The 15482-nt window shown below is 70.7% G+C and carries 8 protein-coding genes and 1 pseudogene; 4 read left to right on the forward strand and 5 right to left on the reverse strand.

Features of this window, described 5'->3' with window-relative positions:
• The first annotated feature begins 7 nt into the window (after positions 1-7).
• The gene (locus ACYF6T_RS28840; RefSeq protein ID WP_461700055.1) at positions 8-2923 is read left to right on the forward strand and encodes a 4'-phosphopantetheinyl transferase superfamily protein; all 2916 of its coding nucleotides are present in this window, start codon (positions 8-10) and stop codon (positions 2921-2923) included.
• Here the strand turns inward: ACYF6T_RS28840 and ACYF6T_RS28845 are convergent.
• Complete coding sequence (locus ACYF6T_RS28845; protein WP_461700056.1) at positions 2868-3584, reverse strand: TetR/AcrR family transcriptional regulator; 717 nt, start codon at positions 3582-3584, stop codon at positions 2868-2870. The genes ACYF6T_RS28840 and ACYF6T_RS28845 overlap by 56 nt on opposite strands.
• Positions 3585-3681: 97 nt before the next feature.
• On the opposite strand from ACYF6T_RS28845, the gene ACYF6T_RS28850 reads away from it, so the two are divergent.
• Together ACYF6T_RS28850 and ACYF6T_RS28855 are read left to right on the forward strand one after the other, a co-directional pair.
• On the forward strand, positions 3682-5040 hold the full coding sequence (locus ACYF6T_RS28850; protein ID WP_461700058.1) for an alpha-amylase family glycosyl hydrolase: 1359 nt from the start codon (positions 3682-3684) through the stop codon (positions 5038-5040).
• A complete protein-coding gene (locus tag ACYF6T_RS28855) occupies positions 5037-6698 on the forward strand; it encodes an MFS transporter (protein ID WP_461700059.1) in 1662 nt (553 codons plus the stop codon). Before ACYF6T_RS28850 ends, ACYF6T_RS28855 begins: the two co-directional genes overlap by 4 nt.
• A 69-nt stretch (positions 6699-6767) precedes the next feature.
• Here the strand turns inward: ACYF6T_RS28855 and ACYF6T_RS28860 are convergent, their stop codons facing one another.
• Positions 6768-8504: a hypothetical protein gene (locus ACYF6T_RS28860; protein ID WP_461700061.1), complete on the reverse strand. Its 1737-nt coding sequence runs from the start codon at positions 8502-8504 to the stop codon at positions 6768-6770.
• 36 nt (positions 8505-8540) lie between these two features.
• Entirely contained in the window at positions 8541-11342 is a 2802-nt protein-coding gene (locus ACYF6T_RS28865; protein WP_461700062.1) for a serine/threonine-protein kinase, read from the reverse strand.
• Positions 11343-12491: 1149 nt separating this feature from the next.
• Here ACYF6T_RS28865 and ACYF6T_RS28870 point away from each other — a divergent pair.
• Positions 12492-13736, forward strand: a complete 1245-nt coding sequence (locus ACYF6T_RS28870; protein ID WP_461700063.1) for a ThuA domain-containing protein — start codon at positions 12492-12494, stop codon at positions 13734-13736.
• 419 nt (positions 13737-14155) lie between these two features.
• Here the strand turns inward: ACYF6T_RS28870 and ACYF6T_RS28875 are convergent.
• Positions 14156-14900: pseudogene (locus ACYF6T_RS28875) on the reverse strand (hypothetical protein); the annotation flags it as partial.
• Between the two features lie 104 nt (positions 14901-15004).
• A partial coding sequence (locus tag ACYF6T_RS28880; RefSeq protein ID WP_461700064.1) for an NPCBM/NEW2 domain-containing protein occupies positions 15005-15482 on the reverse strand: 478 nt, incomplete at its 5' end.

Below are 15482 nucleotides of genomic sequence, written 5' to 3' on the forward strand. Positions count from 1 at the left end.
CGGCGACATGTGGTTCTCGACCCGGCCGCTGCTCGGGCCGGCGGGCGGCGGGCGGCTCGCGTTCGTCTTTCCCGGACTGGACGCGGACTTCGAACCCCGCGTCGACGACGTGGCCGCGTGGCTCGGCGCCGCGCCGGTGGCCGCCGACGCCGGTACGGCGGTCACTCACGGGCTGAGTGTCCTCGGCGTCGGCAGACTGCTCGACCGTGCGCTGCGGCGGGCCGGGGTGCGGCCCGACGCGGTGGCCGGGTGCAGTGTGGGGGAGTGGGCCGCGATGATGAGTTCGGGGCATCTGACGGCAGGGGCCGAGGAGGTGTTCGACGGCGTCGACCCCGCTTCCGTCGCCGTGCCCGATCTGATGTTCGCCGCGGTGGGGCTGCCCGCGGAGCGGGTACTGGACGGTGTCGACGCACGACGCGGCATCGTGGTTTCCCACGACAACGCACCCGCCCGCTGTGTCGTCTGCGGTCCGGCAGCCGAAGTGGGGGATCTGGTCGAGGAATTACGCGGCCGTGGGGTGTTAGCCCGGGAACTGTCCTTCCGCTCGGGCTTCCACACACCCATGTTCGCCCCCTACGTCGAGCCCTTCCGCCGCTTCGCCGAAGCCCTGCGGACAGGTGAGCCGACCGTTCCGCTCTGGTCGGGCACCACCACCGCCCGTTTCACCGGCCGCGGGCCCGCGGTCCGGGAGCTGTTCCTGCGCATGCTGGTCGAGCCGGTCAGGCAGCGCGGGCTGATCGAGGCCATGTACACGGCCGGCCATCGCGCCTTCGTCCAGGTCAGTCTGGGCCAACTCTCCGCAGCCGTCACCGAAACTCTGTCCGCCCGCCCTCACCTGGCCCTCCCCGCGGCCACCCCGCACCGCACCGGCATGGCCCAACTGCGCCGGGTGACAGCGGCGTTGTGGGCCGAGGGGTGCAGGGTGACGGTTCCGGAGGGGGCGGTGCCGCCTCCGGCGGAACCGACCCGGCGTGCGGGAGACTCGGCCGTGCACCCGCAGGACGCGCCGTCGCACCCGCCGGAGTCGGCCCCACCCCGCAGGGATCCTCTCGTCCGGCTCGATCTCGGCGGCGCGCTCATGTCGCTCGGGGTGTCCGACCGTGCGGCTCTGCGAGCGGCGCTCGACGACGCCGTCGGTGCGCGCACCGAGGGGGCCGTGGCAGCGGGGGCGCCTGTGCCGCCGGGCCCGGTCGGGGCCGAACTGAGGGCGCTGTTCAGGGAGATGACGCAGACGTCGGATCTCGCGCTCACCGCTCTCGCCGGGGTGACCGCGCGGGGTACGCCCCCTGCGCCGGCCCGCCCCTGGACCGCGCCCGACGCGGCGGGGGCTCCGACGCAGACGGGCCCTGTCCCTGACGTCGTCACCTCCCGTACGCACCGGGCCGTGCTGCGGGTGTCCACGGAGGCCATGCCCCATCTGCGCGACCACTGCTTCTTCCGGCAACGCGACGGCTGGCCCGACGAGTCCGACCGGCGGCCGGTGATGCCGGGCACCACGATCGTCCAGCACATGACGGAGATCGCCGAGGCCGCGGCGCCGGGGCGGCGCGTGGTGGAGGTGAGCGAGCTGCGGCTGCTGCGCTGGCTCGCCGCCGCACCACCCGTGGACGTCACGGTGACCGCCGAGCCCCTCCCGTCCGATCCGGACCGGCTGCGCCTGGACTTCGGCGGCTACAGCACCGCCGTGGCGACGACCGCACCTCGCTTTCCGTCCCACCGCCCAGGGCAGTGGGACTGGGACGCGGCCACCGAGTCCGCGCCCCCGGACACCGCCGAGGAGATGTATGACGGACGGCTGATGTTCCACGGCCCCGCCTTCCAGGGCGTGACGGAGCTGACCGCCATGGGTCCGCGTCATGTGCGGGGTGTGATCACCGCCCCGTCGGCCCCCGGAGCGCTGCTCGACTGCGCGGGGCAGATCCTGGGCTACTGGATCATCCGGAGCTTCGACACCCGGACCCGAGTGCTCCCCGTCGGCCTGGACCGCGTCCGCTTCCACGGGCCCCGTCCGGTGCCCGGCACGCGGATCGGCTGCCATGTCCGGATCACCCGGGTCGACGACACCACAGTGGACGCGGACATCCAGCTCACCGAAGACGGCGGACGGGTGTGGGCCGAGTTGTCCGGGTGGCGCAACCGCCGCTTCGACAATCACCCGGAGACCCAGGCGGTGGAGAACTTCCCGGAGTACCGGGCGCTCTCGCGCCGGCAACCCGGCGGCTGGGTCCTGCTCTTCGAGCGCTGGGCCGACCTCGCCTCCCGCGACCTCGTCATGCGCAACCACCTCAACGCCGCCGAACGCGCCGAGTACGAGTCCTGCCCGCCACCGCGCCGCCGGCACTGGCTGCTGGGCCGGATCGCGGCCAAGGACGCGGTCCGTTACCGGCTGTGGGAGGGAGGGGAGGAGACCGTCTTCCCCGCCGAGATCCGGGTGGGCAACGCACCCGACGGTCGCCCCTGGGTGGCCGGGGAACACGGCAGGGAGCTGCCCGCCCTCGACGTGTCGATCGCCCACTGCGCGCAGGCTGCCGTCGCCCTCGTACGACCGCGTTCCGCATCGGGTGCCGGTATCGACATCGAGGAGGTGACCGACCGGCCCCCCACGCTCTCGGCCGCCGCGCTGACCGACGGCGAACGACGGCTGCTGGCCGCGCACCGGAACCGGACCGGGGAGTCGGGGGAGCTGTGGTTCACCCGCTTCTGGGCGGCGAAGGAGGCCGCGGCCAAGGCCGCGGGAACCGGGCTGCAGGGCCGGCCCAGGCGTTTCGAGGTCTGCGAGGTGGAGGAGATGACGGACGGCGACGGCGATCTGCTGGCCACGGTACGGTCCGGCGGCGAACGGACGTACCGGATCGGCCTCGCGGTGGTCAGGGCTCCTGCGGACCTGGACCGACGGGAGTACGTGGTGGCGTGGACGAGGTGAGGGAGGGGCCGAGCGAGGGCAGGGAAGCCACGGCGGACAGCCCGCCGAGGAACGCCCCGACGGCGAGCGCGGCGACGGTGTCCGGCCCGACGACATCCGGCGGCAGCGCGAGCCACTGCACGACCACGGCATCCACGTACCCCAGATATCCGCGCACCGCGAGAGCGGTGACCGGCCCTCGCTCCGCCTCGATCCGCTCTGCGCCCTCGGCCTCCACGGCGACGGACTCGACGGACGCGAGGTCCGCCAGGATCTGCTCGGCGATCTCGTCCCGCAGCCGCTCGACCACCGCGGTGGCCTCCGGCAGCGCGCGCTCGTGGCCGCCGCGCAGCAGGGACAGGAAGCCGGCCCGATGGGCGCGCGCGTACTCGGCGTAGAACCGCACGCCCGCCGCGAGCCGTTCGGGCGAGGGAGGTCCGGGCAGCGCCCGCAGCCCCCGCCGGATGCTGTCCGCGGCGCTCTCGATGACCGCCAGGTACAGCGCCCGCTTGCTTCCGTAGTAGAAGACGACCAGCGGTGGCGAGACCCCGGCCGACCGGGCCACGTCCGCCACCGAGACGGCCGCGTACGGATGGTCGCCGAACAGCTCGCGGGCCGCGGCCAGGATCGACTCCCGGCGCTCCTCGGGCTCCAGCCGACGCCGGTTACCACCGTGTGACATGTCTCTGAACCCGTCCTGAGTGCGCGGAAGCCGCGGCTAGAGTCGTGTGTGCACGCTATTGAACGCGCATTCAACCGCGAAAGCGAGCGATGTACCCATGAGGTCGACCTCCGCGACATCCGTCCAGACCGTCTGGTGGCAGTTGCACCCGCTGACCTTTCTCGGCGCCGAACCGGAGGCACTCCCCGCCGAGGCGCCCCCCGTGCACCGGCTGCGACGGCTCGAACCCTGGCTCGACTACCTGGTCGAGCTGGGCTGCGACGGACTGGCGCTCGGCCCGGTCTTCGCCTCCTCCACCCATGGCTACGACACCGTCGACCACTTCAGAATCGACCCGCGTCTGGGCACCGACGACGACTTCGACGACCTGGTGGCGGCTTGCCGCCGGCGCGGGGTGAAGCTGCTGCTGGACGGCGTGTTCCACCATGTCGGCCGGGAATTCGGTGCGTTCCGCGACGTACGGGAGCACGGCGCCTCCGCCGCCCACGCGCCCTGGTTCCGGATCGACTGGTCGGCCGACGGCCCGGACGGGGACGGGTTCGGATACGACGACTTCGAGGGTCACCGTCAGCTCGTCGCCCTCAACCACACCGAGCCGGCCGTCCAGGACCATGTGCGCCGGGTCATGGACCACTGGCTGCGGCGCGGCGCGCACGGCTGGCGGCTGGACGCGGCCTACGCCGTGCCGTCGTCCTTCTGGCGGGACGTCATCGCCCCGGTGCGTGCCGACCACCCGCACGCGTGGTTCTTGGGGGAGACGATCCACGGCGACTACATCGCCGCCGTCCGCGACGGAGGCCTCGACTCGGTCACGCAGTACGAGTTGTGGAAGGCGCTGTGGAGCTGCCTCAACGACCGCAACTTCTTCGAACTGGCCTGGGCGCTGGACCGGCACAACGACTTCGCCGCCGCCTTCCAGCCGCTCACCTTCGTCGGCAACCACGACGTGACCCGGCTGGCCAGCAGGCTCGACGACCCGCGCCACCTCGCCCACGCGCTGACCGTCCTGTTCACCGTGGCCGGGACGCCGAGCGTCTACGCGGGAGACGAACAGGCCTTCCGCGGCGTCAAGTACGAACGGGCGGACGGCGACGCGGAGATCCGCCCCGCGTTCCCCGACCGCCCCGACGACCTCGCCCCCTACGGCTGGCCGGTGTACCGGCTGCACCAGAACCTGATCGGGCTGCGGCGGCGGCACCCCTGGCTGGCGCGGGCCCGCACCGAGGCGCTGCACCTGGACAACCAGGCCTTCGCCTACCGGGTCCACGACCCCGCCGGCGGCCCCGGCCTCGCCGTACTCCTCAACATCTCCGACTCCACCGTCGACTTCCCGGCGGTCGACGCCTCCGCGAAGCGTCTGCTCTGCGCCGACCCGGACGACGACGGCCCGGCACACCGCCTCGCACCGCACGGCTGGTCCGTGCTCGAACTCCCCTCAGCCGGCGCCCCGTCATGACCCACCCCGCCACCGGACTCCCCGGGACCGCCGCCACAGGATCCCTCCCCCCTCTCGTCCCGCGACGCCGGCGCCTGGTGCTGGCCACCCTGTGCGCCGGAATGTTCATGGCGATGCTCGACAACGTCGTCGTCTCCAACGCCCTGCCCCGCATCAGCGAGGGACTGGGGGCGGGCCTCACCGGGCTGCAATGGGCGGTCGAGGGCTACAGCCTGGTGTTCGCGGCCCTGCTGCTCCCCGGCGGTGCCCTCGGCGACCGCTTCGACCGGCGGCTCTGCTACCTCGGCGGCACGGCCCTGTTCACGCTCGGCTCCGCCGCCTGCGCTCTCGCGCCCTCCCTCGGGTTCCTCGTCGCCGCACGGGCCGCGCAGGGCCTGGGCGCGGCGCTGCTCGTCCCGCAGTCGCTGGCCATCCTGCGCGCCACGTACACCGAACCGGCCGCAATGGCACGGGCGTTCGCCGCCTGGAGCGGCATCTCCGCCCTCGGCCTCGCCCTCGGTCCGGCGATCGGCGGCCCGTTGGTGGAGGCCTTCGGCTGGCCGAGCGCCTTCTGGATCAACGTACCGATCGGCGCTCTGGCCCTGGCGCTGGGGGCCCGGGCGATTCCCCGCAGGCCCGGTACGCCGCCCGGACAGACCGCGACGACCGCGCCGTCCCCCCGGGCGGCTGTGGCCGGTCCGTCTGGACTCGGGTGTGCGGCGCTGGGGCTGGCCGGCCTGGTCTACGGATTGATCGAAGGCCCGGTGCGCGGTTGGACCAGCCTCCCGGTCGTCCTCTGCCTGACCGGAGCTGCCGTGGCGGCGGCCTTCGTCGTGGCCACCGCCGGCCGCGGATCCGTTTCCGCGGTCGACCCCGCGCTGTTCCGGGACCGGATCGTGGCGGCGGCGGTGTTCGCCGGTTTCGCGGTCACCTTCGCGATGTTCGGGGTCATCACCTACCTCGGCCTGTTCATGCAGGACGTGCTGGGCTGGTCGCCCACCGGGGCGGGGCTCGCCGCGCTGCCGTCCACCGCGCTGATCATCGCCCTGTCGCCGGTGGCGAGCCGCCTGACCCTCCGATACGGTCCCGGGCTCCCGCTGTGCACGGGGTTGCTGTGCTGCGCGGCGGCCCTCGGGCTGCTGTCCCTGTTCGGCGCGGGAGCCTCCTACGTCCAGTACTGGTGGGCGCTGCCGCTGATGGGTGCCGGGATGGGGCTGTGCTACACGCCGGTGACCGTGGTCGTGATGACGAGGGTCCCGCTCGACCGGGCCGGGCACGCCTCCGCGGTCACCAACACCGCCCGCGAGGTCGGGGGCGTGGCCGGCATCGCCCTCATGGGCACGCTGCTCACCACCCGGTTCCACGACACCCTGCGCGAACGCCTCCTGCACGCGGGCGTGCCTGCGCACGCCGTCCGGGACATCCTCACCACGACGACCACCGGCGGTGCGGGAGGCATCTCCAACGCGACCGCGGCCACCGCCCCCCCTGCGCTCCGCGGTCGCCGCGTCCTTCGTGGACGGCCTGCACCTGTCCCTGTGGACCGCCGCGGCCCTGCTCCTGCTGGCCGCGGCCGCCGTCGCCCGGGCTCTCGCCACGGCGTCGTGACGCCGACACGACGTCGTGAAGTGGCCCTTTGTGTCGATGCGGCCGGCTGGGCGTACGACATCTCGGGGTGATCGGGGGTCAGGACGGCTCGGCTGCGGCTGCCGTCCCCGTCGGCGGTGGCGGCAGCCGCAGCAGTGCGCTCAGGCTTCGGCACCGTTCTCGATCACCTGTTGTTCCAGCCACCAGACGAGCTGTGTGGTCATATCGCCGACGAAGGAGGGATGCCAGGCGTTGGGGTCATGGCTCAAGGTCAGGTTGGGGTTGCGTCGAAGCATCCAGATGCTTCCGAACAGGTTGATCTCCCGAAGGAACCGGCCCATCGGGCCGTTCTGCCGTGGGAAGACCGGGTAGTTCGGGAAATCCCGGGCCGTGTCATAGGTGAACCCGTAGTGCTTGAGGAATCGTTCCAGGGCCACCCGCCGTCGCGTGGTGAGCGTCCGCTCCCCGCCGGGAGTCGTGTCCTCGTAGTAGAGGGTGATCAGCCCGTCGATCTGCTGGATCCCCCGGTTGCGGCTTCGGACGTCCTGGACTCCCCAACCATCGATGTCGCCCAGCAGGTCGTGCTCGCTGGCTCGGGTGGTGAAGTAGAACTGCAGGCGGGCTGCCGCCATCGCGGTCGGATTCCAGCGTTCCCATGTCGTGGCGTCGACGTGGAGGGTGGCGTCGGCGGCAGCGGCCCCGACATCCCCCGACCAGGTGGCCGCGGCGTAGTTCGTCCCGATCGGGATCTTCAGGAAGTCGACGGTGTCCTCCCTGCGGTCCAGGACGTCCATCGCGACCGCGAGGTGCTGCAGATCGACCCAGCGTCCGTCAGGGGCGACGAAGGCCTGGTAGTCGCGTCCCAGTTGCCATCGGCCGGCGTCGAAGGGGATGTCGTCGAGGTAGACCTTCCCGTGGTCGGTGCCGATCACCACGTCGAAGGGGAGGTTCTTGGCGTGCAGGCGCTGCCGGAGCGCGGTGATCCTGGCTCCGACTGACAGGCTTGCGTGGGCGGTGTCGAACTCGGCGAGGTCGTTGCGGACGAGGGCCCAGTCCACGACGAGGATGTCGAAAGCGTTGGCGGAGGCCCAGGCGGACGTGCCGGCGGGCAGGGTGCTCGCCTTCGTCAGCGGATCACCCACCTCCGGGACGATCCGTGCGGGATCCGTCAGTTCGAACCGGTACCAGAGTCTGTCGTCCGCCTCCTGCTTGTCCTTCACGATGACGCGCGCCGCGGTGCCCGCTTGGACGCCGAGGCTCTTCGCGGAGGTGCTCGGCCCGTCCCGGAAATGCAGCTCGGTGTTGGGCTTGAGCAGGCCGAGGAGGGGAGGCTTGCCCGTGGGGCGGCGCGGCAGCGGGGACGGCAGGCGCCGGGGTGCCGGGGGCGCGACGAGGCGGGAGACGGCGAGCGGCAGACAGACGTAGTAGACGAGGAGATGGCGGTAGGGGTCGTCGGACGGCCGAACGGTGACGTGCGGTGCGCGGAACAACTCGCCCAGGTCCACGTCGAAACGCCGTTCGAGCGTCGTCCGGTCCCGGGCCGGCGTCCACGCGTAGATCAGTCGCCAGCACGTCTGCGACAGATCGTTCCTCCGCCGCAGGACCAGATAGCCGTCGATCGCCTCCCTGATCTCGTTCGGCGTCAGGGTCAGCCGTTGGTTCTGGAACAGTTCGAAGGTCACTGGGAAGGCCGGACCGGCATCGCTCAGCGGTCCCGTCAGACGGTCCGGCCAGGTGGCCCCGGACGCCCGCGCCAGGTCCAGGAAGGGCGTGACGGCGTCGGCGGCGATCGGCAGAGTGCCGCGCGACAGGATGGCGAGCTTCAGGTGAGCGGGGATGACCCGGTTCGCCGGATCCGTACGTCCCTTCCACAGGACGACCTTCGTCAGCTTCTGCACGGCGCCCCCTGTCGTCGACCGTGTTCGCGGGGCCCGCTAGTTCGCGGGGACCCAGTTCCCGGAGGCGTCCTGTTTCCATGTCGGCAGCTTGTCGTCGGGGCGCAGCTTCACGAGCGAGGTCGGGACACGAACCTCCCACGGGTCGCCCACCGCCACCTCTTCGCCGGGCGCTCCCTGCGCCTGCCGGATCTCCTCGACGATGGGGACGTACTGGCTGCCGGTGATGTCAGGCGGGTCGCCGCCGTCCCAGATGAGCCCGGTGTCGAGGAAGTGCAGCACCGCCTGCTCGAATCCGGGCCGGACCGGGAACACGGCACGGGCGGCCCCGGCCCGCAGGAAGTCGGCGAAGTCGGGATCGTCGAGGTCGTCGAGGAGTGAGCGGTACTGCCAGGTCGCCTTGTCCGCCCAGAAGTACGGGTAGAAGAAGTAGACGAGGTGCTCCCACTCGAAGGCCTGCTCGAAGAAGCGGACGTACTTGCCCTGCTGGGAGGTCCGGACGAGATTCAGCTGAGGGCGGCCCGCGGGATCGGTGCCGAGTGCCCCGAAGGCGTCGAACTGCTGGGCGGTGAGCTCGGTGAGGCAGGCCTTGCGCAGCTCGGCGAGAATGGTCGCCCGGTTGGCGGCCGGGTTGCGGCCCGTCACCGTGACTCCGCCCGCGGCGGCTGCCTCGGCCAGCGCCTGCTCGTACTCGGACTTGCGCGTCAGATAGGCCTGCTGGATGGTCGCGTAGGCCTTCTCCTGCCACTGCGCCCAGGCGCGGTCGGTCCGTTCGGCGAGAATCTCCAGGGTCGCCGTGACGGCGTTGACCTTGCTGGCGAACAGGCCTACGGCCAAGGACCCCTCCTCGCCCGCCAGCAACGTCGTATCCCCTGGAGCCAGGCTCGCGTTGGCGACGATGATGCGGATGAACGGCGTCTGGTCGCTCGGATAGTTCCAGGCCGCCGCAGTGCCCGCCCAGGTGGCCGCGTAGCCCTCGTCCACCACGACCGTGCCCGACTTCGTGAACAGGTGCGGGTCCGTCGCCGCGGTCACGTCCCAGGCCTGCGAGATGGTCTTGTGCAGGGCCGGCGGCGGATCGATTCCGGTCGCCCCGTACGCCTGCGCGTAGACGAGGTAGTTGCCCTCGTCCAGGTCACCGGGGGTGATGGTGAGCGCCGGCGGCTTGCTGATCTGCACCGCCTCGGCCCGCCCGCGTTGCTGTGCCCAGATGTAGAAGGCGGCGGGTTCGGGTGCGACGACGTCGAAGAGCATGCGCTTGCCGTAGTTGTACAGCTGGGCCTGGGACACCTTGTCGACCCACTGGTACACACCGCTGATGTTGTCTGCGCCCGCGCCGCTGTTGTCGAAGCCGTGGGAGTACTTCTCCTCGAACTCCCGGATCGTCGTCTGGACCGACACGGTTCTGGTCTTCTCGCTCAGCTTGCTCACCGCACGGTTGATGACGTCCTTGCTGAACTCGCTCGCCTGCTTCGTCGACTGCTCGGCGACCTGCTGGTAGGAGCCTTGCAAGTCGGCCTTGACCTCGACGAACGGCCCGTACTTCGCGTCCACCGTGAGCCCTGCCTTGACCTGTGCGTCGGTCTTCACCGTGTCGCTGGTCTCCCGTTTGAGCGAGAACCGGTCGGTGGACTGGGTGTCGCGCTCCTCCTCCTTCTGCGTCTCCGACTCGACCGTGAACTGCTGCTCGTCGCGTTCGAGCCGGCGGGTGTCCCGGGAGAGGTGCTCCCGCCGCAGGATGTTCTCGATGTGGGTGACCTCGCCCACCTCGTACGCCTTGACGTGCTCCCGCACCAGCAGCAGGTCGCCGACGCCCACCGGGTGCACGGTGCCGTGGGTCGTGGGCAGCGTGTCCTTCGGATCCGTCCCCACGACCGGGAGCGGTTCGTAGAAGCCCGAGCCGATACGCGTCACCCGGCCGGTCTCGGCGAGGTCGAGCTTGGCCAGCGCCCGGGTCACCTCGCCCCGGGCCTGTGTCAACCTCCCGGTGACGGCGGGAACCGGGGTCGCGACGGGGTCTCCGGCGAGGTCGAGGATCGTGCGTCGTGCGGCCTCGGGCAGGCTCGCCGCCACCGCCTGCGGTAACTGCCACCGTGATGGCCCGGCCAACGCCGACAGCACGTCCGGTGCGGCGAGTGCGCCCTCGGTGTCGTCCGGCGCGGCCTGGGGCGACTGGGCTCGAACGCCGATCACCGGCTCGGTGAAGGCCGTGCGTGCCGTTTGTACGACGGCGTTGATCGCGGCGTCGATCTCTGCCAGCCGTTGCCGCAAAGGCGCGCGCGGGTCCTCGCCGGGACCGTCCCCGCCGTCCGCTGCGGCGGTCGGGACGGTACGTGTCACGGCGTCGGGCAGGCTCACCGTGGGGGTGCGCGGAGGATCCTGTCCGCCGACCGCCAGGCGCAGGGCGGTGTACCCGCTGCGGGCGGTCATCAGCGCGGCGATGTCGGCGCTCGCCGAGTCCGAGAGCAGCGTCTGGCCGAGCAGCGTGTCGTCCAGCCGCCGGACGTCCGCCGCGAACTCCGCGGACGCCACGACCTTCTGGGGATCAGCGTGCAGCACGTCCCGAGCCTGGCGCAGCACGTCCGATGCGTGGCGGTCACCCTGGGTGAGCCACTGGCCGAGCGTCAACAGGGCAGAACCATAGGTGAGTTGGGCGGGAGACGCGGACGGCGGGTGGGCGGCGCGCCACTGTGTGAGAACGTCCCTCCGGCCGGCCACCAGGTCGCCCTGCCCCTTGGCCACCGCGGCCAGTTGCGTGAGCAGGTCGGGACTGGGCTGCAGCGTCTGCGCCTGTGCCTGCGCCGCGGGACGCACCATCACCAGCCTGAGCAGATCTTCCATTGCGCGCTCCTCGCCCGGTGCCCACCCCGACAACCGGATCCGCCGACAGTCACTGCTTTGCAGACAGAGAAACGTCGAGCCGCCCTTTCCTACATCGGCGCTGCCGACGACCTGAGATTCGTCGGACTCGACCCTTCCTGCGCATGGACCACGGTGGGATCCGCCGGCACGGCAGTCGAGCTCTGTTCCGCTGAATGGACCGCAGCCACGCCGAGGCGAGACCGGCGCATGGATTCGGCATCCGCCAGGAGCGCGACAAGTCCATCTGCGTGGTGCTGTGACCGGGATGTCGGATCCACTCGCGCGGGACTGCAAGGCGTTGAGTTGACGGCCGCCCGAGCCGCTCTTTGACCCCCGCGCCGCGGGACTCATCGACCTGGCCTGACGTCCTATGGCCCGTGCGCTTCTGATCCGGCGTCCCCGGAGGCTGTAGGTCCGGGCTGAGAGGCCCCTTCGGACGATGTGACGCCGGCGAACTGCGTCACGTGCGGCGGCAGTCCACGGAAACGGCAGCGAGATCATTTCCGCATGCTCTCGGGACGTTTCGCGCCGTGGTCGGTGCCGGTCTGATCGCGTCCCGCGACGTGGTGGAGAGATGCGGAGTTCGCGACTCCGCGGCTCAGGGAGGGGGTGTAGTCGCTTCCGCGCTGGATGGCGGTGATGACGCCCGTGAGCGGCGCCGAGAACCGGTGAGGCGGGTCGGCCGGCGCTTGCTTCATGGCGCTGGACGGAACCGCACGGTCCGGATGGCTGCACCACTCGGCGGGGCACCACCGCCGGTCTCGTGGCGGGCCGGGCGGCTGCGTGCCTGGCCTGGGGCGAGACATGTCTACGCAGTGACGCATCGTGTGGGCCTGCGACGACGCAGCTCGACCCGCCGGAAGCGGTGGCCGACGGTCAGGATGCGTTCGTCGCGTTCGAAGTCTCCCTGTGCGGCGGCAAACTCGGTGATCACTTTGGGAGGCTGCCCCGCCACTGTCGCTCCTACGGCGTTGTCGGACGATCCAGGGGCGGTCTCCTTGAGGTGCGCGGACGGGGAAGTGTTGGTCCAGACCTATGGTGCATTGACATGAACACGATTTAGAATCCTGACTCGAGCATGGCAGGCACTCCCACCCCCCACGAGCTGTACACGAGGAAGGCCTTTGCATGACCGGATTCAGAGCCCAAGCGGGTTTGGCCCGCGCCCTCTCCAGGCTGCTGGCCCTGTTCGTCGTGGTCCTGGGCATCCAGGCCGGCCCCGCATACCGGGCGCACGCCGCCACCCCGTTCAAGGTGCTGGCCTTCTACAACGGCACATACGACGCGGCGCACATCAGCTTCGACCACGAGGCCAACGCGTGGTTTCCGCAGGCGGGAACACAGGCGGGGTTCACCTACACCGCGACCACGGACTGGAGTCGGCTCAACGCGACCGACCTCGCCGCGTACCAGGTGGTCATGTTCCTGGACGACTACCCGCACACCGCATCCCAGCAGCAGGCCTTCCAGGCGTACATGGCCGGCGGTGGTGGTTTCGTCGGCTTCCACGTCTCGGCCTTCAATGACGACACCAGCGACTGGCCGTGGTATCACAACACGTTCCTCGGCACCGGCACGTTCAAGAGCAACACCTGGGGTCCGACCTCCGAGACGCTGCGCATAGAGGACGGATCCCACGCGGCGACCACGGGCCTGCCCGCCACGATCACCTCGTCGGTGAGCGAGTGGTACAGCTGGTCCAACGATCTGCGCAACAACCCTGCCATCGACATTCTGGCCTCCATGGACCAGTCCACGTTCCCCATCGGAACCGACCCCAACCAGACCTGGTACAGCGGCTACTACCCGATCGTCTGGACCAACCGCAACTACCGCATGGTCTACAACAACTTCGGCCACAACGCGATGAATTACGCCACCAACACCACCCTGTCGTCGACCTTCGCCAGCACTCAGCAGAATCAGCTGCTGCTCCAGGAGATCAGGTGGGCGGCAGGGCAGTCGGGTCCGGTCACCCCACCCCAGACCACGACCGGACCCATCCGGGGCATCGGCGGCAAATGCGTGGACGTCGCCGGAGGCGCCACAGCCAACGGCACTGCGGTACAGCTCTACGACTGCAACGGCACCGGCGCCCAGAGCTGGACCGTGACCGGTTCGGGCACGTTGACCGCGCTCGGCAAGTGCATGGACGTCACCGCAGCCGGCACGGCCAACGGCACCACGGTCCAGTTGTACGACTGCAACGGCACCGGCTCGCAAATCTGGCAGCCACAAGGGAACGGGGCTCTGGTCAATCCGCAGTCCGGCAAGTGCCTCGATGCCACGGGGCAGAGTTCGGCCAACGGCACGCGGCTACAGATCTGGTCCTGCACGGGGGCGACCAATCAGAAGTGGGCCCTGCCTTCGTAAAGAGCCCCGCGAAGCGCCCCGATCCACCGGCCGGGTGGACAGAGCGAGAAACCCGCTGCCCATCCGCCGTGAGGGAGTGGCGCATGCGGGCCCCGATCCACGGTGACGATCGCAGCGACCAGGCCGGAGGCACCGGATGTGGCCGACCGCTCGGCACTCGCGGACAGGGCGCCGACGTCGCCTGCGTCACCATCCAGACCCGCTGTTCCGCTGCGGCCCAGCGCGCGCCAGGAGGGGACTCCTCCTGGCGCGCTGGGCCGGTGGAGATAGCGCCGCTCCCTTCCCCGGGCATGAGCCCCTTCGGGCCGAGCGAGAGCATCGACGACCCGTGACGCCACCATGGCATCGACACCGACATGATCTTCACGGCCGCGCCGGACGTCGGGGAAAGCTGAGCTGCGGCACACTTCACGGTGTCGTCACGGGGCGATGCCAACACCCGGGACATGGCTCCAGATCTTCTCCTGCGCCGAGCTCATCGCCGGCCAGTCGCGCCCATCCTGGCGAGCCAGGACACGCGAAGCGTACGAGGCGGGACGGAAGTCCGGCTTGTAGAAGCAGCCAGTGCCGTAGACGTGGTCGAACGACGCGCACGACGAGGCGAGGGACGCCGGGGTCGGCTTCCTGCCGGTGCGCACCCAACGATCAAGCCCGGCGATCGAGTTGGCGTACTCCGAGGTGCTGAGCTGACTGTGCTCGTGCTCGTCGGTGAATGTCTGCACCAGGTGTCGGTCGCGGTGGGCACCCTGCAGCGTGGCCCGGTAGGCCGCCTCATGCTCCACGAACGCCGTCGGGTCGTCGATGGCGTGCATGGTCAATATCGGGATGTCGACCTTGCCGGTCAGATCACTGTCGTACGACAGGTCCCGCACGGCGGTCGGATCGGCGGAGAAGCGCTCGACGCCCGCGTTCAAGGCTTTGTCGTCATGTGAACCGGAGTACCACACGCCTTTGTTGGAGACCGGGTTGCGGCCGCCGAGTCGTGTGGACACGATGTCTCGGAACGTAAAAGTAGCGAAGCGCAGATGGGACTCCAGAGTGCGCTCCGGGATCTTCGTGACGGCGAGAATGTCGTCCAGGTTCCGCTGCTGGAGCGCGGTGCGGTCCGCGGGCGCCGAGGCATAGCCGGTGCAACTCCTGGAGCCGGGCGCGCAGTCCGGTAGCGTGGCTCCCTCGGGGTCGTTCTTCCTCGCGGACTGTTCTGCTCGCCTCCGTGGCAGGTTCCGCCCCGCGCGATCGCTTCGGCGGGGCGGCCCTACCTGTCCGGTTCAGCAGGCGGCGTCCAAGCCGGCCCAGTCCGCACGGTCGTTGTAGCCGCCGTCCCCGGCGTCGCCGACCACCAGGTCCAGCACGCGGACCCCGGTGAGGTCGATGTCGGCCTGACGGGTGCCGTCGCGGTTGAGGACACCGCTGTCGAACAGCACCTTGCCGTCACCGAGCACCTGGAACGTCGCGGTGCCGCCTTCCGGGCCGACGTTGCGGACCGCGTCGTCGATGCCGACGGTGGCCGTCAGCCGGGTGCAGCGGTCGCCGAGGTAGTAGCGGATGGTGGAGGGGGAGGCGACGCCGATACCGGTGGGGTACTCCTGGCCGAGCAGGCTGATCGGCGTCCAGCCGCCGACGCTGCGGTCGACGGTTGGGGTCATCCATCCGCTGGTGGCGCTGATCCAGTCGTGGTGGGACAGGGCGACGTCGCCGTGGGGTGGGGGCGGCGCCCCCCCCCCCCGGGGGGCCCGCGGGTGGGCG

Source organism: Streptomyces sp. 7R007 (genome assembly GCF_054850255.1).

Coding starts and splice junctions, on each gene's coding strand:
- ACYF6T_RS28840 (WP_461700055.1), top strand. CDS start 8: ATGTGGTTCTCGACCCGGCCGCTGCTCGGGCCGGCGGGCGGCGGGCGG.
- ACYF6T_RS28845 (WP_461700056.1), bottom strand. CDS start 3,584: ATGTCACACGGTGGTAACCGGCGTCGGCTGGAGCCCGAGGAGCGCCGG.
- ACYF6T_RS28850 (WP_461700058.1), top strand. CDS start 3,682: ATGAGGTCGACCTCCGCGACATCCGTCCAGACCGTCTGGTGGCAGTTG.
- ACYF6T_RS28855 (WP_461700059.1), top strand. CDS start 5,037: ATGACCCACCCCGCCACCGGACTCCCCGGGACCGCCGCCACAGGATCC.
- ACYF6T_RS28865 (WP_461700062.1), bottom strand. CDS start 11,342: ATGGAAGATCTGCTCAGGCTGGTGATGGTGCGTCCCGCGGCGCAGGCA.
- ACYF6T_RS28870 (WP_461700063.1), top strand. CDS start 12,492: ATGACCGGATTCAGAGCCCAAGCGGGTTTGGCCCGCGCCCTCTCCAGG.